Below are 24607 nucleotides of genomic sequence, written 5' to 3' on the forward strand. Positions count from 1 at the left end.
ATTGGTGGCGCGGGAGTATAGATGACTCGGAAGCGGGGGCCGGCTTCCTTGGGGGAAACAAGGACTTGGGGCAACTCCTTAAAAAAGGCGGCAACCGTCACGGGTCGCTCGCAGGTTCTTGCAAGTTGTAAAAAATTCATTACTAATGTGATGGCTGGCTGAACCAGCCCGTTGTGGTTTTCCGGTCGGAAGGGGATACACCGTGGGGCTCATCCCGAAAAGCCAATCTGCGCTGCTTGGCGTGGATATCAGTTCGACTGCGGTCAAGCTGCTGCAGCTCACGCGCGTGGGCAATCGCTTCCGTGTCGAGCACTACGCCGTCGAACCCCTGCCTCCCAACGCGGTGGTGGAGAAGAACATCGTCGAGGTCGAGGCGGTCGGCGAGGCCATCCGCCGCGCCGTCAACCGTGCCGGCACCAAGGTGAAGCATGCCGCCGCCGTCGCCGGGTCGGCGGTGATCACCAAGATCATCCCCATGCCCGCCGACCTGGACGAGGACGAGCTGGAAGCCCAGATCGAACTCGAGGCGGTCAACTACATCCCGTACCCGATCGAGGAAGTGAACCTGGACTTCGAGGTCCTGGGTCCGATGCCCGGCAACCCGGAGATGGTGCAGGTGCTGCTGGCCGCCTCGCGCTCGGAGAACGTCGAGCTGCGCCAGTCCGCGCTGGAGCTGGGCGGCCTGACCGCCAAGGTGATGGACGTGGAGGCCTTCGCGGTCGAGAACGCCTTCGCCCTGCTGGCCGGCGACCTGCCGGTCCCGCATGACGGCGTGGTCGCGCTGGTGGACATCGGCGCCACCATGACCACGCTCAACGTCATCCGCAGCGGTCGCAGCCTCTACAGCCGCGAGCAGGTCTTCGGCGGCAAGCAGCTGACCGACGAGGTGATGCGCCGCTACGGACTCACCTACGAAGAGGCCGGCATGGCCAAGCGCCAGGGCGGGCTGCCGGAAAGCTACGAGATCGAGGTGCTCGAGCCGTTCAAGGAAGCCACCGTCCAGCAGGTCAGCCGCCTGCTGCAGTTCTTCTACGCCGGCAGCGAGTTCAACCGCGTCGACCAGATCGTGCTGGCCGGCGGCTGCGCCGCACTGGCCGGCCTGCCGGAAATGGTCGAGGAGCAACTCGGCGTGCCGACCGTGGTGGCCAACCCGTTGGCGCAGATGACGCTGGGACCGAAGGTCCACGCGCACGCCCTGGCCCAGGACGCGCCGGCGCTGATGATCGCCACCGGCCTGGCGCTGCGGAGCTTCGACTGATGGCAAAGATCAACCTGCTCCCGTGGCGCGAAGAGCGTCGCGCGCAACGCCAGAAGGAGTTCTACGGCATGCTGGGCGTGGCCGCGGCCATCTCGGTGTTGCTGGCGCTCTTCATCTGGTTCTACTACAACGGCCAGATCGACGGCCAGAACGAGCGCAACGCCTTTCTGCAGGGCGAGATCGCCAAGGTCGATGCGCAGATCACCGAGATCGACGCGCTGGACAAGCAGAAGGATCGCCTGCTGGCCCGCAAGAAGGTCATCGAGCAACTGCAGGCCAACCGTTCGCAGATGGTGCACCTGTTCGACTCGCTGGTGCGCACCATCCCCGACGGCGTGGTGCTGACCAGCATCAAGCAGGAAGGCAATGTCCTCACCCTGCAGGGCCGCTCGCAATCCAACGCGCGCGTCAGTACCTACATGCGCAACCTGGAGGGCTCCGGCTGGATGACCAAGCCGGACCTGTCGGTGATCGAGGCCAAGGCGGCCGAAAGCCAGGGGCAGGCCGCGCCGACCTCGGTCGCCGGCCGGGCGCTGCCGTATATGTTCAGCCTGAAGGTCGAACTGTCCAGCCCAGCCGATCCCAACGCCGCGCCCGCGACCGATCCGGCGGCGGCACCCGCCGCGGCCCCGGCCGGCGCCGCGGCGCCGGCGACCAGCCAGCCGCCCCAGGCCACCACGCCGCCGCAGACCCAGGGGAGCCCGGCGTCATGAGCCAGAGAAAGATCAAGATCAGCGAGCTGGACTTCAACAACATCGGCGGCTGGCCGCGGAACTACAAGATCGGGTTCTGCGTGCTGGTCGGCGCCCTCGTGCTGATCCTCGCCTACCTGCTGGTGTTCCGCGGGCAGGCCGAGGAACTAGAGGGCCTGGAGAGCCAGGAGTCCACCCTGCGTAGCGAGTTCGAACAGAAGGCCGGCCGCGCCGCCAATCTGCAGCCGCTCAAGCAGCAGCTGGCGCAGATGGAGCAGGTGCTGCAGCAGATGCTGCGCCAGCTGCCCAGCAAGACCGAAATGCCGGACCTGATCGTCGACATCTCGCAGACCGCGCTGTCCAGCGGGCTGACCAACGAGCTGTTCCAGCCCGGCGAGGAGTCGCAGAAGGAGTTCTACGCCGAGAAGCCGATCGCCCTGCGCATGGTCGGCAGTTACCACCAGTTCGGCGCGTTCGTCAGCGGCGTGGCCTCGCTGCCGCGCGTGGTCATCCTGACCATGCACGACATCTCGCTGCAGCCGGTCGATCCGAAGCAGGGCATCGCCAACGGCAACCTCGAACTGTCCGGCACGGTCAAGACCTACCGCTACCTCGACGAGGAAGAGACCGCCGCGCAGGAGAAGGCCGCTACGGCCGCCGGCACGCAACCTGCAGGCACCACACCATGACCCGGGTCCATTCCGCTCGCTCCCGTCTCCTGCTGGCTGGCTTGGCGCTGTCGGCGCTGGCCGGCTGCAGCCGCAGCATCACCAGCACGCCCGGCGATGCGCCCAACCTTCAGAACTGGGTCAATGATGTGCGCGCCCGTCCGGCGCCGCCGCTGGAGCCGCTGCCGGTGATGCAGCAGTTCGAGACCTTCGAATACGCGGCCCAGAACCTGCGCGATCCCTTCAGCACGGCCTGGACCACGTCCGATGCCGGCGGCGGCCTGCGTCCGGATCCGAACCGGCGCAAGGAAACCCTCGAGCAGTACCCGCTGGACAGCCTGAAGATGGTCGGCACCCTCGGCAGTGGTTCGGGCATCGTCGCGCTGGTGATGGCGCCAGACAAGGTGACCTATCGCGTGTCGCCGGGCGCTTACCTGGGCCAGAACGACGGACGCGTCACCGACGTCCAGCAGGACCGCATCAACCTTGTAGAACTGGTGTCCGACGGCGCCGGTGGCTGGCTGGAACGTCCGGCGGCCGTGACGCTAGACCAATGATTAGGGGATACACGATGACCGCTTCCAACGTTCATGGCCTGCGTCCCCTGCGGCGGCTGGCCGCACACCGGTGGGGTGCACTGGTGCTGGCGCTCGCACTCGCGGCGGGGACCGCGCCCGCGCTGGCCGCCGCCGTCGCGCCGGCCGCCGCAGCCCAGGCTGCGCCGGTCCAGGTGTCCGATGTCGACTTCCGTCGCAGCGAGGATGGCGCGGGCCGCCTGATCCTCAAGTTCGACCGCAAGGGGGCGGTGCCGGACCTGCGTACCGACGAGGGCAAGGTCGTCATCGACATGGCCAACGTCATCCTGCCGGCCTCGCTGCAGCGCCCGATGAACGTCACCGACTTCGCCACGCCCGTGCAGCGCATCGACGCCCACGCCTCGGGCAAGGGTGCGCAGCTGGTGCTCGATATCCGGGGCGCGGTGGAGTCGCTGGCCTACCAGACCGAAGACCAGTACGTGGTCGAGATCAGCCAGAAGTCCAGCAAGCCCGCGATGGGCGCGGCGGCCCAAAGCCGCGGCACCTCGCAACTGGCCACCGGCGGCGCCAAGCCCTATGTCGGCAAGCCGGTGACCTTCAACTTCCAGGACGTGCCGGTGCGCACCGTCCTGCAGCTGATCGCCGAGGAGTCCAACCTCAACATCGTCGCCTCCGACACCGTCCAGGGCAGCGTGACCCTGCGTCTGGTCAACGTGCCGTGGGATCAGGCGCTGGACATCGTCCTGCGCGCCAAGGGGCTGGACAAGCGCCGCGACGGCAACGTGGTCTGGGTGGCACCGCAGCCGGAGCTGGCCAAGTTCGAGCAGGACAAGGAAGACGCGCGCATCGCGATCGAGAATCGCGAGGACCTGATCACCGACTACGTGCAGATCAACTATCACAGCGCCACCGAGATCTACAAGGCGCTGACCGAGGCCAAGGGCATCGGCGGGCAGAGCGGTGGCGGCAGCGGCCAGAGCGACCAGGAGAATGGCTTTCTCTCCCCACGCGGCCGCCTGGTCGCCGATGAGCGCACCAATACGCTGATGATCAGCGATATCCCGAAGAAGGTCGCCTCGATGCGCGAGCTGATCGCCGTGATCGATCGTCCGGTGGATCAGGTGCTGATCGAGGCGCGCATCGTGGTGGCGACCGATACATTCGCCCGCGACCTGGGGGCGCGCTTTGGCATCGCGGGCAAGCGAACAGGCGACCGTACCCAAATTATTGGCGGGAACATCGGCGATGTAGTGAATATCGCAAATGGTGACGACCGTGTGTTACCAGCTGGGCTCAATGTAAACATGCCGGCTGGGACTTTCACCAATGGCACTCCGTCGAGCATTGCTTACACACTGCTAGGTGCCAATTTTAACTTGGATCTGGAACTTTCCGCGCTTCAAGAAGAAGGCCGCGGCGAAGTAGTGTCCAATCCTCGCATCATCACGGCCAACCAGCGCGAAGGCGACATCAAGCAGGGTACGGAAATCGGCTATGTCACGATCACCGGCGGTACGGCTGGTGCGGCAGCCACGCCCAATGTGCAGTTCAAGGAAGCGTTGTTGGAGTTGAAGGTCACGCCGACCATTACTCACGACGGACGCATCTTCCTGAACATGTTCGTCAAGAAGGACGACGTGGCCGAGTACATCACTCTGGACGGCTACGGCACGGTGCCGACGCTCAACCGCCGCGAGATCAACACCGCCGTGCTGGTCGAGGACGGTCAGACCGTGGTGATCGGCGGCGTCTACGAGTTCACCGACCAGACCTCGGTCTCGAAGGTGCCGTTCCTGGCCGACATCCCGTTCCTCGGCAACCTGTTCAAGAAGCAGGGCAAGCAGAAGAACAAGGCCGAGCTGCTGATCTTCGTGACGCCCAAGGTGATCGCGGTCCGTCAGTAAGCGGGTCCGAAGCAGTGAGGAAAACGGGGCCGTTCGGCCCCGTTTTCATGTCGAACCCTCTGCGTGGGGTCAGGAGCGGGCAGGACCCCAGTGCTCGAACGAGCATGGCGCTTCGCTGAACGCGAGGCCCAAGGTAAGGTGGTGCGCGGAACCCTTTCGATCAGGCCCGGTCGAAACGCCGCGCCCGATCCCGACCATGAGAGCCGCAATGGAACAGTCCCCCACCGCCCCGCCGCCTGCGCCTCCTGCCGCGCCCGCCTCCGACAGCCGCCTGCGCGAGGCCTTCATGGCGTTGCGCGCTTCGCTGTCGGCGACCATCGTGGGCCAGCAGCTGCTGGTGGACCGGCTGCTGATCGCGCTGCTGGCGGATGGTCACCTGCTGGTGGAAGGGGCGCCCGGTCTGGCCAAGACCATGGCCGTGCGCGCGCTGGCCGCGCGCCTGGAGGGCGGCTTCGCCCGCGTGCAGTTCACGCCCGACCTGTTGCCTGCCGACCTGACCGGGACCGAGGTGTGGCGGCCGCAGGACGGGCGCTTCGAGTTCCAGGCCGGGCCGATCTTCCATCCGATCCTGCTGGCCGATGAGATCAACCGCGCGCCGGCCAAGGTGCAATCGGCGCTGCTGGAGGCCATGGGCGAGCGCCAGGTCACGGTGGGCCGGCATACCTATCCGCTGCCACCGCTGTTCCTGGTCATGGCCACCCAGAACCCGATCGAGCAGGAGGGCACCTTCCCATTGCCCGAGGCGCAGCTGGACCGCTTCCTGATGCACGTGAAGATCGGCTACCCCGAAGCGGCGGCCGAGTCGGAGATCCTGCGCCTGGCGCGCGAGCGTGCCCGCGATGCGCTGGACACGGTCGCCGAGCCGCTGCAGCAGATGCCGCTGGCCGACGTGTTCGAAGCGCGGCGCGAAGTGCTGGACCTGCACATGGCGCCGGCGCTGGAGCGTTACCTGATCGAGCTGGTGCTGGCCTCGCGCGATGCTTCGCGCTACGACGCCGCGCTGGGCCGGCGCATCGCCTGGGGCGCCAGCCCGCGCGGCTCGATCGCGCTGGAGCGCTGCGCACGTGCGCATGCCTGGCTGGCCGGTCGCGACTTCGTCACCCCGGAGGACGTGCGTGCGGTCGCCGGCGACGTGTTGCGTCATCGCGTGCTGCCCAGTTACGAGGCCACGGCCGAGGGCTGGGATGGCGGTCGGCTGGTCGAGGCCCTGATCGAGCGGGTGCCCCTGCCTTGAGTCGTAGGCCGGAACAGGCGAACGCCGCGATGATCCCCTTCTGCCCAGCCCGGCTCGAGCGCGCGCTGCGTCGCGGCCCTCCGGACGGCGCGTGGTCGCGGGGACCATGGTCGTGAGCCCGGTTTCCGCACCGCACGATGCTCCCGCGCGCTCTGCGGGCGACGGCCTGCGCCCCACGCTGGCCGAACTGGTGCAGCTGCGTGCGCTGGCACAGCGGCGCCCGGCCGCGCGTCGCGGCAGCCACCATCTCAGCGGCCCGGCCGCCTCGCCGCTGCGCGGGCGCGGCATGGAGTACGCCGAGTCGCGCGAGTATGTCGCCGGCGACGATGCGCGCCATATCGACTGGCGCCTGACGGCGCGCAGCGGCAAGCCGCACACCAAGCTGTTCCAGGCCGAACGCGAACGGCTGACGCTGATCGTGGCCGACACCGCGCCGACGCTGTACTTCGGCACGCGTGTGCGCTTCAAATCGGTGCAGGCCGCGCGCGCCGGCGCCCTGGCCGCCTGGGCCGCGGTGGCCGACGGCGATCGCGTGGCGGTCCTGCGCGGGGCCGGGCGCGATCCCTCCCCGCCGCCGGCCGGCGGCACGCGCGGCGCGCTGCGCACGCTCGACGCGCTGACGCGCTGGTATGCGCAGCGGCCGGACGACGATGAGGGCCTGGCCGTCGCGCTGGAGCATGCGCAGCGCGTGCTGCGCCCCGGTTCGCGCCTGATCGTCCTGGCCGATCCCCGCAGCCTGGCGCAGATCCCCGAGCTGCGCTGGTCGGCGCTGGCGGCGCGCGGCGAGGTCATCGTGCTGCTGATGACCGATGCGCTGGAACAGTCCCCGCCGCGCGCGTCGCTGCCGTTCCAGAGCGGTGAGCACCGGGTCGAACTGGACCTGGCCAGCGCCGCGCAGCGGCAGCGCTGGGGCCGGACCTTCGTCCAGCCCTTGGAGGCGGCGCTCACGCAGCTGCCCACGCGTGGCGTGCGCATCACGGCGCTGCGCGCCGACGCGCCGAGCGATGCCTGGCTGCCGTTGCTGGCGCGTGCCACGGCACCGGCAACAGCATGAGCGCGCCCGCGCCCCTGGTGTTGCGCGATGTGCACGTGCCGCCGGCGCCGAGCTGGTGGCCGCCGGCGCTTGGCTGGTGGCTGGTGCTGCTGGCCGTCGCGGCGCTGGTGGCCGTGCCGCTGCTGTGGCGCGCCTGGCGCCGCCGGCGGCGCGCGCGCTGGCGGCGCCTGTTCGAGGTCGAATGCCACGGCGGCCTGGCGCCGCCGGAGCAGGTCGCGGCGGCCTCGCAGCTGCTGCGCCGCGCCGCGCGCCGGGTCGATCCGCGCGCCGACCGCCTGCAGGGCATGGCCTGGCTGCGCTTCCTGGACGGCCGGAAGGAGCGTGCGTTCAGCGAGGGAGCAGGCGCACTGCTGCTCGACGGCGGTTATCGCCCGCGCGTCGATCCGGGTCAGCTGGAGGCGCTGCGGGCGTTGGCCGCGGCGCGTTTCGTGCAGCTGATGGAGGGCCGCCGATGAGCCTCCTGGCGCAGTGGATGCACGATTTCAGGCTGTTCTTCGGCGGCTTCGCCTGGCCGTGGATGTGGCTGGCGCTGCCATTGCCCTGGCTGGTGACCTGGCTGCTGCCGGCGGTGCGCAGCCGGTCGCCGGCGCTGCGCGTGCCCTACGGCGATGCGCTGGATGGCATCGTGGTCGCGGCGGCCACCGCGCGACGCTTCCGCATCAACTGGCTGGCCGCCGCGGCCTGGCTGTTGCTGTGCGCGGCGGCCGCGCGGCCGCAGCAGCTGGGCGAGGCGGTCACGCCGCCGCAGACCGGGCGCGACCTGATGCTGGCCGTCGACCTGTCCGGCAGCATGCGTGAGACCGATATGGAGCTGGGCGGCAGCCCGGTCGACCGGCTGACCGCGGCCAAGGCGGTGCTCGCCGACTTCCTGGACCGCCGCGTGGGCGACCGCGTCGGCCTGCTGGTGTTCGGCAGCCGCGCCTACGCGGTGGCGCCGCTGACGCTGGACCGCGATTCGGTGCGCGACCAGCTACGCGATACGTTCAGCGGGCTGGCCGGACGCGAGACGGCCATCGGCGATGCCATCGGCCTGGCGGTCAAGCGCCTGGCCGCCCAGCCCGAAGGCCAGCGCGTACTGATCCTGCTCACCGACGGTGTCAGCAACGCCGGCGCGTTGGACCCTGAAAAAGCGGCCGAACTGGCCGCGCACGAGGGCGTGCGCATCCACACCATCGCCTTCGGCGGTGGCGGGGGGATGTCGGTGTTCGGCATGCGCCTGGGGCTGCAGGGGCAGGACGACATTGACGAGGACGGCCTGCGCCGCATCGCCCAGGCCACCGGCGGCCGCTTCTTCCGCGCCCGTGATACGGGTGAGCTGGCCGGCATCTATTCGGAGCTGGACCGGATCGAGCCGATCTCGCGACCGGGCCGCGCGGTGCAGCCTCGCATCGAGCGCTATCCGCTGCCGCTGGCGTGCGCGCTGGGCCTGGGCCTGCTGGCATTGGCTTGGCGGGGGCTGCGCACATGAGCGCGCTGGTGCAGGCCCTGGCGGATTTCCACTTCCTGCGGCCGTGGTGGCTGTTGGCCCTGGCCGCGCTGCCGGCGCTGTGGTGGCTGTGGCGACGGCGCCAGCAGCGCGCTAACGCCTGGCGCGGCCTGGTCGATCAGCATCTGCTGGTGCATCTGCAGGTCGGCGGCGGCCGCGCGCAGGTGCTGGGGCTGGTCGGCATCGTGCTGGCCTGGGTGCTGGCGACGCTGGCCCTGGCCGGGCCGAGCTGGCAGCGCAGCGAACAGCCGCTGTGGCAGACGCGTGCGCCGCTGGTGGTGGCGCTGGACCTGTCCGATGCGATCGCCGCCAACGACCTGCCGCCCTCGCGCCTGCTGCAGGCCCGCGCCAAGCTGGCCACGCTGCTGCGCGAACGGGCCGGTGGTCAGGTCGCGCTGGTGGCCTACGCGGGTGAGCCGTTCACCGTGGCGCCGCTGACCGACGATGCGGCCAATGTGGCGCTGTTCCTGGACGCGCTGGACCCGGCGATCATGCCGGTGCAGGGCAGCGATGCGCGCCGGGCGATCCTCTGGTCCGAGGGCCTGCTGCGAAACGCCGGGTTCGACCGCGGCCAGATCCTGGTGTTGACCGACCACGCCGATCCGGCCGCCAATGGCGCCGCCAGGCGCGCCCTCGACGCTGGCTTCAGCGTCTCGGTGCTGGGCCTGGGGACGCCTGCCGGCGCGGCCTACCGCCAGGCCGATGGCCAGTTCGGCCGCGCGCAGCTGGATGCGGCCTCGCTGCAGCGGCTGGCGGCGGCCGGCGGCGGGCGCTTCCAGGTGCTGCGCAGCGACGACGCCGACCTGCGGGCGCTGGGCGTGCTCGACCCCCCGTCCGAAGACGCCAGCGCCGCCCGCGGCGAAAAGGGCAGCGCCTGGCTGGATCAGGGCTACTGGCTGCTGCCGGCGCTGATGCTGCTGGTGCTGCTCGCGTTCCGCCGCGGCGGCGTGCTGGCGGCGCTGGCGCTGTGCGCGGTGCTGCCGATGGCGCAGCCCGCGCAGGCGGTGGACTGGTGGCAGCGCGCCGATCAGCAGGCCCATGCCCGCATCGAACAGGGCGCCAAGGCCTACCGCGGCGGCGACTATGCCGCGGCCACCTCGGACTTCTCCGGCCTGGACTCGGCCGATGGCCTGTACAACCTCGGCAACGCGCTGGCCAAGCAGGGCAAGTACGACGAGGCGATCGCCGCCTATGACAAGGCGCTGCAACACCAGCCGGGGATGGAAGACGCCATCGCCAACCGCGCCGCGGTCGAGGCCGCGCGCAAGCGGCAGCCGCCGGCCGGTGGTCAGGGCGGGCAGGGCGGCGACCAGGGCAAGCAGCCGCCCGAGCAGAAGTCCGGACAGCAGCCGTCGTCCGACGGCAAGCAGGACGACAAGCCGGGCCAGGATCAGCAAGACAAGCAGCAGCAAGACAAGCAGGACGCCGACAAGGGCGCGAAGAACTCCTCCGGCGACGCCAAGCCCGAGGCGCCCAGGTCGGCCGCCGAACAGCAGCGAGAGCAGCAGGCCGCCGACGCGGCCCAGCGCGCGCGCATGCAGCAGGCGATGCAGCAGCAGGCGGGGCAGGGCGCGCAGCAGAAGGCGGGCCAGGCCAAGCCGGAGACCGCGGCCGAGCGCGAGCAGCGCCAGGCCACCGAAGCCTGGCTGCGGCGCGTGCCGGACGATCCGGGCGGCCTGCTGCGGGCCAAGTTCCAGCTCGAGTACCAGCGACGCCAGAGGGAAGGAGAATGATGCAACCGGCCGCTTCCACACCAACGCGCCCTGCGCGCGCGCCGTTGCCCTTCGCCGCCATCGCGCTGCTGGCGCTGGTGCTGCTGACCGCGGCGCTGCCGGCGCTGGCGCAGACGCGCGCCTGGCTGGACCGCTCGCGCGCGGCGATCGGCCAGCCGGTGGTGCTGAGCATCGAAAGCGACCAGGACTTCGGCCAGCCGGACCTGACGCCGCTGCAGCGCGACTTCTCGGTGGTCGACACCTCGACCAGTCGCCAGATGCAGATGGTCAACGGCCGTATCTCGCGCTCGGTCGTGCTGGCCATCACCCTGCAGCCGCGCCGCACCGGTGAGCTGACCGTGCCGGCGCTGGAGGTCAACGGCCAGCGCACCCCGCCGCTGGGCCTGCGCGTGACCGACGCGCCCGCCGCACAGCCCGGCAGCAGCAATGCCTACATCGAGACCCAGGTCGACGACCCCACGCCCTACGTGCAGCAGACCGTCGGGGTGACCCTGCGCCTGTTCTACGCCGTGCCGCTGGTGTCCGGGCAACTGGACATCGACGCGCCGCAGGGCACTTCGCTGCAGCGGGTGGGCGAGGATGTGCAGTCCACGCGCGAGGTCAATGGTCGCCGCTACAACGTGGTCGAACGCCACTTCCTGCTTGTGCCCGACCGCAGCGGCGACCTGCAGCTGCCGGCCGCGCGCTTCACCGGCCGCGCCGCCGGCGGCGGTGGCTTCTTCGACAGCATGCTCGGCATGGGCCAGCGCAGCGACCTGAGCGCGGTCGGCCAGGCCCAGACCCTGCGCGTGCAGCCGCAGCCGGACAGCGCGCCGCAGCCATGGCTGCCGCTGGCCGACCTGCGCCTGCGCTATGCCAGCGCGCCGCGCGAGCTCAAGGCCGGCCAGGCCTCCAGCTTCGTGGTCGAGGCGGTGGCGCGCGGCGCCACCCGCGCGCAGCTGCCGGACCTGCCCACGCCGAGCGTGGACGGCGCCCAGGTGTTCGCCGAGCCGGCCCAGTACGAGGACAGCTTCGACGGCGCCACGCCGGTGGTGAAGATCACCCGACGCTATTCGATCGTGCCCAACGGCGCCGGCAGGCTGGCCCTGCCGGGCATCAAGCTGGACTGGTGGGATGTCAAAGCCGATGCGGCCAGGACCGCGGCGCTGCCGGACATGCAGCTGGAGGTCGCCGCCGGGTCGGGGAGCTTCGCGAACGCCACCTTGCCCGCGCCTGCGCCGGCCGCCGACGTCGCCGCGCCGCAGGCCAGCGGCAACAGTGCGTTGCAGGCCACGGACCTTGGCGCCGAATCGACGGCCGGCCGCCTGTGGCCCTGGATCGCACTGACCGCGGTGTTCGGCCTGCTGTGGCTGGGCACCCTGGTGTGGTTCCTGCGCCGGCCGCGGCCCGTGCCCGCGACGGCAGCATCACGCGCGAGCGCGATACCGGCGGCCCCGTCCGTGCCGCGTGCGCGCCATGGCCTGCCCGATCTTCGCCGTGCCTTGGACACCGGCACGCTGGACGAGGTCGGCGAGATCCTGATCGGCATGGCGCCGTCGCCGGCGCGCGACCTAGACGCGGTCTGCGCGCAGCTGGCCGATCCGGCGCAGCGGCAGGCGATCGACGCGCTGCGTCGCGCGCGCTGGGCCGACGGCGATGGCGCCCAGGCGCGTGCGCTGCTGCGCCAGGCCTTCGCCAGCGGGCCGACCTGGCGGGTGCCGGCCGCGGCGTCGGCGCAGGGGGAGGCGCTGGCGCCGCTGTATCCCAGGCGCTGAGCGCGCCGCACGCGCGGTCCAGGCTGTCAGTTCGGTCATTGTCGTTCCGCGCCCCGCAGGCGGGCGCGCGGCCTTGCTACAGTGCCTGTTTGCCCTAAAACCCCAGGATTCCGCGCATGACCGACGCCGCTTCCGGCAAGTCCAGGCTGCCCTTGCATTGGAAGATGATGATCGGCTTCGTGCTCGGCCTGACGCTGGGCCTGATCGTGCATGCCACCGTCGGCGCCGACGCCGGCTGGGTGCAGCAGGTCACCGCGGTGACCGATCCGGCGGGCAAGCTGTTCCTCAACCTGATCTTCATGCTGGTGCTGCCGCTGCTGTTCTCGGCGCTGGTGGTGGGCATCTCGGAAATGGGCGACGTGCGCGCGCTGGGGCGCATCGGCTGGCGCACGCTGGGCTTCACGGTCCTGGCCTCGGGCATCGCGGTGGTGCTGGGCCTGGTGCTGGTCAACCTGCTCAAGCCTGGCGCGGGCACCGACCCGGCCACCGCCCAGCAGATGCTGGCCGCCGGGGCCGAGCGGGCCGACTCGATCATCAGCAAGGGCAAGGACGCGCCGGGCGGGGCCGGCATGCTGCTCTCGCTGGTGCCGGCCAACGTGGTCACCGCGGCGGCGGGCGGCAACTTCATGGGCGTGATGTTCTTCGCGCTGATGGTCGGCGTGGGCGTGGTGCTGACCCGCAGCGACAAGACCGAGGCGTTCCGCAACGCGGTGGAGGGCCTGTTCGAGATCTCCATGACTCTGATCACCCTGGTGATCCGGCTGGCGCCGTACGCGGTGTTCTGTTTCATGTTCAACCTGGCCGCGCTGTTCGGCTGGGAGCTGCTGATCCGGCTGGGCGCCTATGTCGGCGTGGTGGTGCTGGCCCTGGCGCTGCACATGTTCGTGGTGTATTCGGCGCTGCTGAAGTGGGCCGGCTGGTCGCCGGTGAAGTGGTTCGGCGCGGTGCGCGAGGTGATGGTGCTGTCCTTCTCCACCGCCTCGTCCAATGCGACCCTGCCGACCTCGCTGCGCGTGGCCGAGGACAACCTGCGGCTGCCGCGCAAGGTCTCGCGCTTCGTGCTGACCGTGGGCGCCACCGCCAACCAGAACGGCACGGCGCTGTTCGAGGGCGTCACGGTGCTGTTCCTGGCGCAGTTCTTCGGCGTCGAACTGACCCTGCTGCAGCAGCTGACGGTGATGTTCGTCTGCATCCTGGGCGGGGTGGGCACCGCCGGCGTGCCGGCCGGTTCGCTGCCGGTGGTGGCGTTGATCTGCGGCATGGTCGGGGTGCCGCCGGAAGGCATCGGCATCATCCTGGGCGTGGACCGCTTCCTGGACATGTGCCGGACCACGCTCAATACGACCGGCGATCTGGTCCTGGCCACGCTGGTGGCCAAGGGCGAGGAGTGAGGCGCGAGCGAAGCGGGCAGGACAGGCGCCAAGGCGCCGCCGCCTGGACGAGCGGGGATCGAGGCCGAACGGATGCCTTGAACCTGGGAAGCCGCCCTGGCCGGGCTTTCACTCGCTTCTCACTCCGCGGCGCTCCCCGCCTCACTCGTTCCGAACCGTGCCTCATGGGACAATAGGCGTCCCTGGTGCCTCCCGCGCCGCTTTCGCCCCAGTCCCTGACATGTCCGCTCCGACCCGCCGTCAGCTCGCCAACGCCATCCGTTTCCTCGCCGCCGATGCGGTGCAGGCCGCCAACTCCGGCCATCCCGGCATGCCCATGGGCATGGCCGACATCGCCGAGGTGCTGTGGAACGACTACCTGCGCCACAACCCCAACAACCCCAAGTGGTTCAACCGCGACCGCTTCGTGCTGTCCAACGGCCACGGCTCGATGCTGCAGTACGCGCTGCTGCACCTGACCGGCTACGACCTGCCGATCGAGGAACTGAAGAACTTCCGCCAGCTGCATTCCAAGACCCCGGGTCATCCGGAAAGCCACATCACCCCCGGCATCGAGACCACCACCGGTCCGCTCGGGCAGGGCTTCGCCAACGCGGTCGGCTTCGCCCTGGCCGAGAAGCTGCTGGCCCAGCACTACAACCGCCCCGAGTACCAGGTCGTGGACCACCGCACCTGGGTGTTCATGGGCGACGGCTGCATGATGGAAGGCATCTCGCACGAGGCCGCTTCGCTGGCCGGCACGCTGGGTCTGGGCAAGCTGGTCGCCTTCTGGGATGACAACCACATCTCCATCGACGGCGAGACCGACGGCTGGTTCACCGACGACACCCCGGCGCGCTTCCGCGCCTACGGCTGGCACACCATCGGCCCGATCGACGGCCAGGACGCCGATGCCATCAAGGCCGCCATCGACGAGGCCCTGGAGGTCACCGACAAGCCGACCCTGATCGCGTGCAAGACCACGATCGGCTTCGGCTCGCCCAACAAGGCCGGCAAGGAGTCCAGCCACGGCTCGGCGCTGGGCAAGGACGAGGTGGAAGCCACGCGCAAGGCGCTGGACTGGCCGTACCCGGCCTTTGAGATCCCCAAGGAGATCTACGACGGCTGGCGCGCCACCGGCGCGGGCAGCCTGCGCCAGGCCGAGTGGGAGCAGCTGTTCGACAAGTACGCCAAGCAGTACCCGGCCCAGGCCGCCGAGCTGGCGCGCCGCTCGCACGCCAAGCTGCCCGACGATTTCCTGGCCAAGGCCGATGCCTACATCGCCAAGGTCCAGGCCGACATGCCCGACATCGCCTCGCGCAAGGCCTCGCAGCAGGCGATCGAGTTCTACACCGGCCTGCTGCCGGAGATCGTCGGCGGTTCGGCCGACCTGGCGCCGTCCAACCTGACCCTGTGGAAGAGCGCCAAGACCGCCGTCGGCGACGACCCGGACGCCAACTACGTGCATTACGGCGTGCGTGAGTTCGGCATGTCGGCCATCGCCAACGGCATCGCCCAGCACGGCGGATTCATTCCGTTCGATGCGACCTTCCTGACCTTCAGCGACTACGCGCGCAACGCGCTGCGCATGAGTGCGCTGATGCGCAGCCATGTGCTGCACGTCTACACGCATGATTCGATCGGCCTGGGCGAGGACGGCCCGACGCACCAGCCGGTCGAGCATCTGGCCAGCCTGCGCCTGATCCCGCACAACGATGTCTGGCGCCCGTGCGATGCGGCCGAGACGGCAGCCAGCTGGAAGGCGGCGCTCGCGCGTCAGGACGGCCCGAGCTGCCTGATCTTCAGCCGCCAGAACCTGAAGCCCCAGCCGCGCGGCAAGGCCGAGATCGAAGGCATCTACCGCGGCGGCTATGTGCTGGCCGAGGCCGAGGGCGGCACCGCCAAGGTGATCCTGATCGCAACCGGTTCGGAGGTCGGCATCGCCTCGGAGGCGCGCGAGAAGCTGCAGGCCGCGGGCATCCCGACGCGTCTGGTGTCGATGCCGTGCACCAACGTGTTCGATCGCCAGGACGAGGCCTACCGGGAGTCGGTGCTGCCGCGCTCGATCCGCGCCCGCGTGGCGGTGGAGGCGGCCTCGACCGATTTCTGGTTCAAGTACGTGGGTCTGGATGGCACGATCGTGGGCATGACGAGCTTCGGCGAGTCGGCCCCGGCGGAGAAGCTGTTCCCGTATTTCGGCTTCACCGCCGACCACGTGGTCGAAGCGGCGCAGAGCGTGGTCGAGGGCTGAAGTCCTTCGCCATCGCGATGTCCATGAAGAAGCCGGGCATTGCCCGGCTTTTTCTTGGTCTATCTCTCGCCTGGGCGAGAGAAGCATTTAGGCGTTCGAGCTTCGGAGGGGCAGCGGTCCGGCGGGCGGGGGCGGCTTATCCCTCGATCAGGGCATCCTGCCCTGACTCGGGCGCTCGGCGTCCTGCCTCGCTAGGCGCGGCCCCCGCCCGCCGAACCGCTGCCTCGCGCGTCGGGCGAAGAGACTTCGGATCGAAAGTCAAAGGAAGTCCCGATCCATCCGCTCACCGCGCCTCGATCCGGCCGGGCGCGCGGAGAGCGGGCCCTGGAATGGCCCGCGGCGGTGGGTCCGCCAGGAGGGCGGACCGAGCCGAGGAGCGTGCCCGGCCGAGTCGAGGCCCGGGGGCGAAGCGGTTGGCTTTTGCCGGTTCCGCACTCCGACAACGAGCTTCCTGAGTGGTTCGTGGGCGTCCTGCTCAGGGCACAGGCGCGCCGTCGTGCAGCACCGGGTAGGGATTGACCGCAGTGCCCTTCCACCACTGCTTTTCCGGGCCGAGCTGGAAAATGGCGAAGTGCAGGTGCGGCGCGTCGGGGCTGGCGTTGCCGGTGCTGCCGACATAGCCGATCACCTGGCCGCGCTTGATCGCCTGCTTCTCCTGCAGGCCGTCGGCGTAGCGCTGCAGATGCGCGTAGTAATAGGCAAGCCGGCCGCTCGGTTCGAACTGATAGATCGTCAGCCCGCCGCGCTTGCTGTCGAACAGCTTCTCCACCGTGCCATCGGCGACGGCCAGCACCGGCGTGCCGGCCGGCGCCATGATGTCGATCGCATCGTGCACGCGTCCGGCGCTGCGCGCGTCGGTGAAGGTGTCGCGCAGCGCACTGCGCTGCACGCCCTGCACCGGCACCAACAGGCCCTGGCCGTCGTCAGGCGCGCGAACCTGCGGCGGTGCCACGGCCGGCACGGCGGGCGCATCGGTGTCATCGCCCACCGGCGCCTGCGGCGAGACCGGTTCGACCGCGATGCGCGTGGGCTGCACGTCGCCGACCATCTGCAGGGCAGGCGTCGTCGGCGCGGCCTGTGCGACGGCGGCGTCGACGGCCGCCGCGGCGGTGCCCGGGGTAGAGGTGGGCTGCACGTCCAGCCCGACCGCGCGCAGGGCGTGGGTGCGCTCGACCAGGCGCAGGCCGACCGCGCCGATCACGATGCCCAGCAACAGCGTCAGCAGGAATCTCATCGCTTCACTCCTGGAAGGTCACCGGCACGCTCGCGTCCACCGCATCGGCGAGCTTGAGCACGTCCCAGTTGGTCAGGCGCACGCAGCCGTGGGACTGGGTCTTGCCCACGTTGCGGGGTTCGGGCGTGCCGTGCAGGCCGTAGTGGTCCTTGGACAGGTCGATCCACACCCGGCCCACCGGGTTGTTGGGGCCGGCGGCGATGGTGGCCTTCTTGTCGCCCTTCTTCGCATCCCAGAACAGCTTGGGGTTGTAGTGGAAGGTCGGATCGCGCGAGATGCCCAGGATCTTCCACTGCCCGATCGGCAGCGGGTCATGCACGCTGCCGGAGGTCACCGGGAACTGCGCATACACCTTGCCCTGGGCGTCGAGCAGGCTGAGCGTGGAATCGGACTTGTCCACCACCACGCGCGCGGCCTTGGCCAGCGGCTCGGCGCCGAGCACGTTGGTGACCTTGACCACCGTGCCGGCCTTGGCCGTGGCCAGGTCCAGGCCGGGGTTGAGCTGTTGCAGCGTCTGCGGCGAGACGTGGAAGCGTTCGCCCAGGGCCTCGGCCAGCGAGGTGTAGCCCAGCGCCTCCAGGCCGGCCTGTTTGGCGATCTGCTTGGGGATCTGTACGAACGGGCCGGCCACGTCGTCGGCGGTCAGGGTATAGCTGGCGACGACCGGCTTGGTATCGGCGTTCAGGGCCTGCCAGGTCGCCGCGTCGGGCTGGCCGGTGACCGCCAGGCCGTGTGCGGCCTGGTAGCCGCGCAGGGCCCGCTGCTGGTTCGAGCCGGCCTGGCCGTCGATCTCGCCCGGGGAGAAGTTCGCCCGGTCCAGCAGCACCTGCAGGCGCAGCAGGCCGGAGGCGCCGTCGACCGTGGCCGCGTCGTTGGCGCGCGCCGGGTCCGGCGTGTCGGGTGTCGCGGCGGCGTGCGCCGTGGCGGCGGGTGCGCTGGCCTGCGAGGCGTGCGCTTGCAGGGGGGCGATCAGGGCGAGCGCGAGCAGGCTCGGCAGCAGCGGAACGGCACGGGTCATGCAACCCTCCAGTCATGGGATTGGCCGCACCATGCGCACGCGGTGCGCGGCATCCGTGTGAAAATCCCGACTGGACGCTGACTGGCGCGACGATGGACCGAGGTATGACTCCGGCATTTCCCCACGGCTTGCGGCGCTCGCGCCCGCACGCGCATCATGCGCGGCCTTCCCGCCGCCCCGTTCTGGACGTCGCATGACCCTGTCGCAGCTGCGCGCCCGTGGTGCCTTTGTGGACACCTGGCTGCCGCGCCTGCAGCGCGCCCGTCCCTGGCTGCTGGGGCTGGCCGCGCTGGTGGTGGCCGCGCTGGTCGTGGATGCCTTCATCGACCTGTCGCGGCAGATCACCTACGACGGCGTCATCGCCTCGGTGCGCGACGTGCCGGGCTGGAAACTGGGCCTGGCGCTGGCCGCGACCGCGCTGAGCTTCTTCTCGCTGACCGGCTACGACGCCTCGGCGCTACGCTACGCCGGCGCGCGCGTGCCGTATCGCGTGGTGGCCAAGACCGCGTTCATCGCCTATGCCTTGAGCAACATGATCGGCCTGGGCGTGTTCACCGGCGGCGCGGTGCGCCTGCGCCTGTATGGCGCGGCCGGCGTGGAGGCCGGCCTGATCACCCGCGCGATCGCCTTCAACGCGCTGGCCTTCGGGCTGGGCATCAGCGTGGTCGGCGCCGGCGGCGTGCTGCTGGACGCGCGCGAACTGGCGCCACTGGCGCACATGCCGGTATGGATGCTGCAGGCGCTGGCGGTGGCCGCGCTGGCGCTGGCCGGTGCGCTGATGTGGGCCTGCCGGCGTGGGGAGTTCAGGCTGGGGCCGATCCGCATCCGCCTGCCGGCGCCGAGCATGGCCTGGCAGCAGCTGGGCGTGTCGGTGGTGGACATCGTCGCCTCGGCGGCGGTGATGTGGTTCCTGCTGCCGGACGGCGCGATCGGCTTCCCGGCCTTCGTCGGCTTCTATGCCGCGGCCATGGTGCTGGGCGTGATCAGCCATGTGCCGGGTGGGCTGGGCGTGTTCGAGGCGGTGATGCTGCTGGCGCTGAAGGGCACGATGCCCTCGGACCAGCTGGCCGGCGCGCTGGTGCTGTACCGGTTGATCTACTACGTGCTGCCGCTGCTGCTGGCCATGGTCGTGCTGGCCGTGCATGAATTGCTTCGCAGCCCGGCCGCGCCGGTCGGCCGCGCGGTGGTCGGGCTGGCGCCGCACCTGCTGGCCGCCTTCACCGCGGTGGTGGCGATCATGCTGCTGGTCTCGGGCGTGACCCCGGCCACCGACCAGGCCACCGAACTGCTGGCCATGCACGTGCCGCTGCTGCTGGTGGAAGCCTCGCACTTCCTGAGTTCGATCGCCGGCGTGGCCATGCTGTTCGTGGCCCGCGCGCTGCTGCGCCGGCTGGACGCGGCCTGGTGGGCGGCGGTGGTCCTGACCCTGGCCGCGCTGGTGCTGGCGCTGCCCAAGGGCCTGGCGGTGGACGAATCGCTGGTGCTGGGCAGCCTGATGGCGGTGCTGCTGCTCTCGCGCAAGCAGTTCACGCGCAAGGCCTCGCTGCTGGCCGTCCCCTTCAGCGGCGGCTGGTTGCTGGCGATGGTGGTGGTGTGCGTGGCGGTGACCGCGCTGCTGTTCTTCGTCTATCGCGACGTGGCCTACGCCAACCAGCTGTGGTGGCAGTTCGAGTTCGACGGCAACGCGCCGCGCTCGCTGCGGGCGATGGTGGGCGTGTCGATCCTGGCGCTGGTGCTGGCCCTGCGCCAGCTGCTGCGCCCGCCGGCGCCGCCGCTGCCGCTGCCCAGTGCCGAAGAACTGGCGCGGGCGCAGGAGATCCTGCGCCGGCAGCCTTCGGCCGACGCGGCGCTGGCGCTGACCGGCGACAAGCCGCTGCTGTTCTCCGAGAAGGGCGATGCCTTCGTGATGTTCGGCCGCCAGGGCAAGTCGTGGGTGGCGCTGTTCGATCCGGCCGGCCCGCGCGAGGCCTGGCCCGAGCTGGTGTGGCGCTTCCTCGAACGCGCCCGCGAGTCCGGCGCGCGCGGCTGCTTCTACCAGGTCCGCCCGGACGCGCTGCCGCTGTACCTGGACGCGGGCCTGCGGCTGTTCAAGCTGGGCGAGTACGCCTGGGTGCCACTGGCCGGCTTCAGCCTGCAGGGCAAGCGCCGCGGCAACCTGCGCAACGGCGTCAACCGCAGCGAGCGCGAGGGCCTGAGCTTCAGCCTGGTCGAGCGCGAGGAGGTGGCCGCCCTCCTGCCCGAGCTGCGCGCGGTCTCCGATGCCTGGCTGGACAAGCACAACACCGCCGAGAAGCGCTTCTCGGTCGGCGCCTTCGACGATGCCTACATCGCGCGCAACCCGGTGGCGGTGGTGCGGCGCGAAGGCAGGATCATCGCCTTCGCCTCGCTGCTGGTGACCGACCTGCAGCAGGAGGTCAGCATCGACCTGATGCGCCAGCTGGAGGACGCGCCCAACGGCACGATGGATTTCCTGTTCTGCAAGCTGATGCTGCACTTCGCCCAGGCCGGTTATGCGCGCTTCGGCCTGGGCATGGCGCCGCTGTCGGGCATGGCCGGCCACGCGCTGGCGCCGCGCTGGCATCGCATCGGGCGCCTGCTGTTCGCCCACGGCGAGCACTTCTACAACTTCCGGGGCCTGCGGGCCTTCAAGGAAAAATTCGATCCGCAGTGGGAAGCCCGCTACCTGGCCGCGCCAGGCGGCATGGCGCCGCTGCTGGTCATGGGCGATGTCGCCGCGCTGATCAGCGGTGGCTACAAGGGAGTCATCGGCAAATGATCCGTCTCGCAAGCTGTCTGCTGCTGTTGGCCTGTGCGCTGCCGGTGGCCGCGCAGCAATCGCGTCCCGCGCCAGAGCGCATCTCGCACGGCAACTTCCGCGACGTGGCGCTGTACCGGCCGGTCGGCCCGCTCAAGCAGGTGGTGCTGATGCTCTCCGGCGACGGCGGCTGGAACGCGACCATGGACGCCGATGCGCAGGCGTTGGCCGCCAACGGCACCTTCGTGGCCGGCATCGACACGCCGCAGATGCGGCGGCAGTTCACCGGCGACGGCAAGGGGTGCGTGTTTCCCGATGGCGACCTGGAGAACCTCTCCCACTACCTGCAGGGCTACGCGCAGCTGCCGGGCTACCGCGCGCCGCTGCTGATCGGCGAGGGCAGCGGTGCGGCCATCGCCTATGCGATGGTCGCCGCGGGCGATGCGGGCATCTTCGCCGGCGCGCTGACCCTGGATTTCACGCCCGCGCTGGACCTCGGCCGCGTGCCCTGCGAGGGCAAGGGCAACATCTTCGACGCGCTGCCCACGCGCGGGGCGACCACCACGCTGGTGCCGGCGCGGCAGAAGCTGGACGTGCCGTGGCTGACGCTGGACACCGACGGGCCGAAGAAGGGCTTCGACGCCAAGCCCTTCGCCGCGCAGGTCAAGGGGTCCTCGTTCGTGCAGCTGGCCACCGGCGGCGATCAGGCCGCAGTGCGCCGCGCCGCGCTGACCACCGCCGCGCACATGCTGGCGCGCGAACAGGTCGCGACCCTGCCGCCGCCGCCGCCGCAGGACCTGTCGGGCCTGCCCCTGAACGAGGTGCCGGCCACCGGCGGCGCCCGCGGCGACACCTACGCCATCCTGCTCAGCGGCGACGGCGGCTGGGCGGGCCTGGATCAGGAGGTGGCCAAGGCGCTGGCGGCCAAGGGCATCCCGGTGGTGGGCTTCGACTCGCTGCGCTACTTCTGGAAGAAGCGCACGCCGCAGGGCCTGGCCAGCGACCTGGACCGCATCATCCGCTACTACAGCGCGCACTGGGGCAAGGCCAGGGTGATGCTGATCGGCTATTCGCAGGGCGCCGACGTGCTGCCGTTCGCGGTCAACCGGCTGGCGCCGGACACGCGCGCCCAGCTCCTGCAGGCGGTGTACCTGGCGCTGAGCAACAACGCCGCGTTCGAGTTCCATGTCACCAACTGGATGAGCGACGACGTCGCCGACGCCATCCCGACCATGCCGGAGATCCTCAGGCTCAAGGCGGCGCAGAACTTCTGCGTCTATGGCGAGGGCGACGACGAGCAGGTGTGCAGCAAGATCCCGCCGGGTCATCTGCGCGTGCAGGCGTTGACCGGCGGCCACCACTTCGACGGCGACTACGCGCACCTGGCCGACATCATCCTCACCGCGGCCAGCGCGGCCGAAGACAAGCGCTGAGGTCGTTTCCGGCCGGCGCGGCGAAGGCGCACGGCTGGCATCGGCGCGAACGCGCACCCGGTGCGTTGGCGAGGCGCCGGCGCCGGCCGCGGCCGGCCGGCGTCAGGCCGTCCGCGCCAGCGCCAGCCGCAGCAGGCGCGCCATCAGATGCTCGCCGACGCCGCGCGGCGCCTCGAGGTCCATGCGCCGCAGCGCGATCGCATCGACCGGCGCGCGTGAGAACACGGCGCGGGCGACCGTGCGCAGCTTGCCGCCGCGGGTGCCGGTGTTGCTCCTGAGCCAGGTCAGGGCGCGCACCAGGCGCTGCTCGGTGTCGGTGAAGTCGCTGCCCAACGGATAGTCGGGCAGGGTGCCGTCGCGGCGGAACGGCGCCAGGGCCTGCGCCAGGTGCTGCGGCGTGTTGCGCTGCCACTGCGCCGGCGCGGCGAAGTCGCGCCGCAGCTTGCCGGCGGCCTTGGCCCGTTCCAGCAGCGGCCCGGCGAAGCGCGCATCGGCGATGCCGGCCATGGCGATGATGCAGTCCTCATCGCTTTGCGCGCGCAGGTCGGCGATGCCGTACTCGTCCACGAACACATCGCGCAGATGGCGCGCGATGGTGGTGTGGCCGTAGTTCCATCGCACATTGGATTCGGACCGGTCGCCTTCGCCGCGCACCGCGCGCAGCATCAGCACGCTGCGGGCGTCGTGTAGGGCGTGGGCCATGCTGACGAAGTCGTGCTGCCCGCCCACGCCGGACACCACGCGGCCGTCGTCCAGCCCGTCGGACACCGCCGCGCCCAGCGCGGTGGCCATCATGCAGCTGTTGAAGAAGCGCGCCTGCACCCGCTGCAGGCGCTCCAGCGCCTCGTGGCCGCCGTAGAGCTGGTTGATCTGGCTGATGCGCAGCATGCCGATGCCGAGGCGCTGGTCGTGATCCAGGTTGCGCAGCCAGTCGTAGAACGCCGGCGAGCCAAGATAGAAGGCGCCGTGCAGGTACTCGCCCTCGGCCTGCAGCCGGTCGTGGTCCTGCGCATCGGCGCTGCCGTCGGCTAGGCGCTGCATCAGCGCCGCATCGTCCAGCACGCGGCGCTTGATCACCCCGTGCTGCACCAGCAGGCGGAAGCCCTCGTTGAGCATCTCGCTGCAGCCGTACAGGCCGGTCTGGAACGGTGCCATGCCGCCGCTTTCGATCACCGCCGGGTGATGCACCAGCTCCGGGTCCAGGGCATGCAGCACGCGCCGGTAGGCGGCGTTGTCGGTATGACGCAGCACCAGCGCATGGCTCAGCGCATCGGCCAGCGTGCCGATGCCGATCTGCAGCGTGCCGCCGTCGCGCACCAGGGTGCTGGCATACAGGCCGATGGCGTAGTCGGTGTCGCTGACCGGCTGGCGCGGCAGGGCGAACAAGGCCGGATATGGCCCGGGCGGGTCGATCACCGCGTCGAAGAAGGTCTCGGCCACGCTGGCCTGACCGCCGATCCACGGCAGCTGCGGATCGACCTCGGCCACCATCAGCGGGCGCGGCAGCCCGCGCCGCGCGATCGCCTCCAGCGTGTCCTGGGTGGTGTCGTTGTTGCACGACAGCGACAGGCGCACCGGGTCACCGGGCCGCGCCTGCGGATCGCGCGCGACCTTCTGCACGATCACGTTGGGCGCGCGCTGGGCCACGCCATCGGCGGCGTGGGTGTAGTTGAGGCTGACGTAATGGCGCTGCATCTGCCGCGAGTGCAGCAGCGCGCCGGACTGCATGTAGAACTCCTCGACCTGGATGTGCGCCGGCAGCGCGTCGGCCTTGAGCGCCTGCACATAGCGCAGCCGCGGGAAGTCCTCGCCGAAGTGGCGCGCGCCGAACGGCTTGAAGAAGCGCGCCTCCAGCCCGTCGCCCTTCGGCGCGGGCGGATCCAGCGACAGTGCGGTCAACAGCAGCAGCGGACGGGACGGATCGCGTTCGACGCGGTCGTAGAGCGCGTTGAGCAGGCGATGCGGCTTGCCGATGCCCAGCGGCGCGGCGACACGCAGCGGGCCGGGCACGCGCTGCAGGATCAGATCGACGGCGTCGGACAGCTCGGCGAGGTGTTGGGGCATGCGGGGACATCGGGTCGCGGTGGGAGGAGGGTAGCCGAGCCGCCGTGCAGGACCGCGTACCGGGCCATCCAGGCGGTCCCTGCCACGGCGCGCTGTAAAATGCGAATGGTTTTCATTAATATACTGTCATCCCGGGCGCCGCCATGGACGCGGCCCCGGCCCG

At 70.5% G+C, this 24607-nt stretch carries 18 protein-coding genes; 15 read left to right on the top strand and 3 right to left on the bottom strand.

Annotation, left to right across the window (positions count from 1 at the left end):
- The first annotated feature begins 202 nt into the window (after positions 1-202).
- The 13 genes from LAJ50_RS06425 (at position 203) to tkt (ending at position 15940) form a co-directional block, all read left to right on the top strand.
- Positions 203-1258 carry a pilus assembly protein PilM gene (locus LAJ50_RS06425; protein ID WP_224096495.1) on the top strand — a complete coding sequence of 352 codons (1056 nt, stop codon included), beginning with the start codon at positions 203-205 and terminating at the stop codon, positions 1256-1258.
- Positions 1258-1971, top strand: coding sequence for a PilN domain-containing protein (locus LAJ50_RS06430; RefSeq protein WP_138654508.1), 714 nt, complete (start codon positions 1258-1260; stop codon positions 1969-1971). The genes LAJ50_RS06425 and LAJ50_RS06430 overlap by 1 nt, the downstream gene beginning before the upstream one ends.
- Complete coding sequence (locus LAJ50_RS06435) at positions 1968-2639, top strand: type 4a pilus biogenesis protein PilO (RefSeq protein ID WP_138654506.1); 672 nt, start codon at positions 1968-1970, stop codon at positions 2637-2639. The genes LAJ50_RS06430 and LAJ50_RS06435 overlap by 4 nt, the downstream gene beginning before the upstream one ends.
- Positions 2636-3175, top strand: a complete 540-nt coding sequence (locus LAJ50_RS06440; protein WP_138654504.1) for a pilus assembly protein PilP — start codon at positions 2636-2638, stop codon at positions 3173-3175. The genes LAJ50_RS06435 and LAJ50_RS06440 overlap by 4 nt, the downstream gene beginning before the upstream one ends.
- A gap of 14 nt (positions 3176-3189) precedes the next feature.
- On the top strand, positions 3190-5058 hold the full coding sequence (locus tag LAJ50_RS06445) for a type IV pilus secretin PilQ family protein (protein ID WP_138654502.1): 1869 nt from the start codon (positions 3190-3192) through the stop codon (positions 5056-5058).
- Between the two features lie 208 nt (positions 5059-5266).
- A complete protein-coding gene (locus LAJ50_RS06450) occupies positions 5267-6292 on the top strand; it encodes a MoxR family ATPase (protein ID WP_138654500.1) in 1026 nt (341 codons plus the stop codon).
- 112 nt (positions 6293-6404) lie between these two features.
- Positions 6405-7346 carry a DUF58 domain-containing protein gene (locus LAJ50_RS06455; RefSeq protein WP_224096496.1) on the top strand — a complete coding sequence of 314 codons (942 nt, stop codon included), beginning with the start codon at positions 6405-6407 and terminating at the stop codon, positions 7344-7346.
- On the top strand, positions 7343-7801 hold the full coding sequence (locus LAJ50_RS06460; RefSeq protein WP_224096497.1) for a DUF4381 family protein: 459 nt from the start codon (positions 7343-7345) through the stop codon (positions 7799-7801). Before LAJ50_RS06455 ends, LAJ50_RS06460 begins: the two co-directional genes overlap by 4 nt.
- A complete protein-coding gene (locus tag LAJ50_RS06465; RefSeq protein WP_138652888.1) occupies positions 7798-8814 on the top strand; it encodes a VWA domain-containing protein in 1017 nt (338 codons plus the stop codon). The genes LAJ50_RS06460 and LAJ50_RS06465 overlap by 4 nt, the downstream gene beginning before the upstream one ends.
- The gene (locus LAJ50_RS06470; RefSeq protein ID WP_138652886.1) at positions 8811-10565 is read left to right on the top strand and encodes a tetratricopeptide repeat protein; all 1755 of its coding nucleotides are present in this window, start codon (positions 8811-8813) and stop codon (positions 10563-10565) included. Before LAJ50_RS06465 ends, LAJ50_RS06470 begins: the two co-directional genes overlap by 4 nt.
- Entirely contained in the window at positions 10565-12319 is a 1755-nt protein-coding gene (locus tag LAJ50_RS06475) for a BatD family protein (RefSeq protein ID WP_138652884.1), read from the top strand. The genes LAJ50_RS06470 and LAJ50_RS06475 overlap by 1 nt, the downstream gene beginning before the upstream one ends.
- Positions 12320-12435: 116 nt before the next feature.
- On the top strand, positions 12436-13710 hold the full coding sequence (locus LAJ50_RS06480) for a dicarboxylate/amino acid:cation symporter (protein ID WP_130551684.1): 1275 nt from the start codon (positions 12436-12438) through the stop codon (positions 13708-13710).
- Positions 13711-13930: 220 nt separating this feature from the next.
- Complete coding sequence (gene tkt, locus LAJ50_RS06485) at positions 13931-15940, top strand: transketolase (RefSeq protein ID WP_138652882.1); 2010 nt, start codon at positions 13931-13933, stop codon at positions 15938-15940.
- Between the two features lie 475 nt (positions 15941-16415).
- Here the strand turns inward: tkt and LAJ50_RS06490 are convergent, their stop codons facing one another.
- Positions 16416-17174, bottom strand: a complete 759-nt coding sequence (locus LAJ50_RS06490; protein ID WP_138652880.1) for a M23 family metallopeptidase — start codon at positions 17172-17174, stop codon at positions 16416-16418.
- Positions 17175-17178: 4 nt separating this feature from the next.
- Entirely contained in the window at positions 17179-18192 is a 1014-nt protein-coding gene (locus LAJ50_RS06495; protein WP_138652878.1) for a L,D-transpeptidase, read from the bottom strand.
- 193 nt (positions 18193-18385) lie between these two features.
- Here LAJ50_RS06495 and mprF point away from each other — a divergent pair, with 193 nt between their 5' ends.
- Positions 18386-20968, top strand: a complete 2583-nt coding sequence (gene mprF / locus LAJ50_RS06500) for a bifunctional lysylphosphatidylglycerol flippase/synthetase MprF (protein WP_138652876.1) — start codon at positions 18386-18388, stop codon at positions 20966-20968.
- Positions 20965-22380, top strand: coding sequence for an AcvB/VirJ family lysyl-phosphatidylglycerol hydrolase (locus tag LAJ50_RS06505; protein ID WP_138652874.1), 1416 nt, complete (start codon positions 20965-20967; stop codon positions 22378-22380). Before mprF ends, LAJ50_RS06505 begins: the two co-directional genes overlap by 4 nt.
- Positions 22381-22482: 102 nt before the next feature.
- Here the strand turns inward: LAJ50_RS06505 and LAJ50_RS06510 are convergent, their stop codons facing one another.
- Positions 22483-24444, bottom strand: a complete 1962-nt coding sequence (locus tag LAJ50_RS06510; RefSeq protein WP_138652872.1) for an acetyl-CoA hydrolase/transferase C-terminal domain-containing protein — start codon at positions 24442-24444, stop codon at positions 22483-22485.
- Between the last annotated feature and the right edge of the window lie 163 nt (positions 24445-24607).

It is taken from the genome of Pseudoxanthomonas sp. X-1 (assembly GCF_020042665.1).
GTDB lineage: Bacteria > Pseudomonadota > Gammaproteobacteria > Xanthomonadales > Xanthomonadaceae > Pseudoxanthomonas_A > Pseudoxanthomonas_A spadix_A.

Coding starts and splice junctions, on each gene's coding strand:
- LAJ50_RS06505 (WP_138652874.1), top strand. CDS start 20,965: ATGATCCGTCTCGCAAGCTGTCTGCTGCTGTTGGCCTGTGCGCTGCCG.
- mprF (WP_138652876.1), top strand. CDS start 18,386: ATGACCCTGTCGCAGCTGCGCGCCCGTGGTGCCTTTGTGGACACCTGG.
- LAJ50_RS06445 (WP_138654502.1), top strand. CDS start 3,190: ATGACCGCTTCCAACGTTCATGGCCTGCGTCCCCTGCGGCGGCTGGCC.
- LAJ50_RS06470 (WP_138652886.1), top strand. CDS start 8,811: ATGAGCGCGCTGGTGCAGGCCCTGGCGGATTTCCACTTCCTGCGGCCG.
- LAJ50_RS06465 (WP_138652888.1), top strand. CDS start 7,798: ATGAGCCTCCTGGCGCAGTGGATGCACGATTTCAGGCTGTTCTTCGGC.
- LAJ50_RS06460 (WP_224096497.1), top strand. CDS start 7,343: ATGAGCGCGCCCGCGCCCCTGGTGTTGCGCGATGTGCACGTGCCGCCG.
- LAJ50_RS06430 (WP_138654508.1), top strand. CDS start 1,258: ATGGCAAAGATCAACCTGCTCCCGTGGCGCGAAGAGCGTCGCGCGCAA.
- LAJ50_RS06435 (WP_138654506.1), top strand. CDS start 1,968: ATGAGCCAGAGAAAGATCAAGATCAGCGAGCTGGACTTCAACAACATC.
- LAJ50_RS06480 (WP_130551684.1), top strand. CDS start 12,436: ATGACCGACGCCGCTTCCGGCAAGTCCAGGCTGCCCTTGCATTGGAAG.
- LAJ50_RS06490 (WP_138652880.1), bottom strand. CDS start 17,174: ATGAGATTCCTGCTGACGCTGTTGCTGGGCATCGTGATCGGCGCGGTC.
- LAJ50_RS06510 (WP_138652872.1), bottom strand. CDS start 24,444: ATGCCCCAACACCTCGCCGAGCTGTCCGACGCCGTCGATCTGATCCTG.
- LAJ50_RS06475 (WP_138652884.1), top strand. CDS start 10,565: ATGCAACCGGCCGCTTCCACACCAACGCGCCCTGCGCGCGCGCCGTTG.
- tkt (WP_138652882.1), top strand. CDS start 13,931: ATGTCCGCTCCGACCCGCCGTCAGCTCGCCAACGCCATCCGTTTCCTC.
- LAJ50_RS06450 (WP_138654500.1), top strand. CDS start 5,267: ATGGAACAGTCCCCCACCGCCCCGCCGCCTGCGCCTCCTGCCGCGCCC.
- LAJ50_RS06440 (WP_138654504.1), top strand. CDS start 2,636: ATGACCCGGGTCCATTCCGCTCGCTCCCGTCTCCTGCTGGCTGGCTTG.
- LAJ50_RS06495 (WP_138652878.1), bottom strand. CDS start 18,192: ATGACCCGTGCCGTTCCGCTGCTGCCGAGCCTGCTCGCGCTCGCCCTG.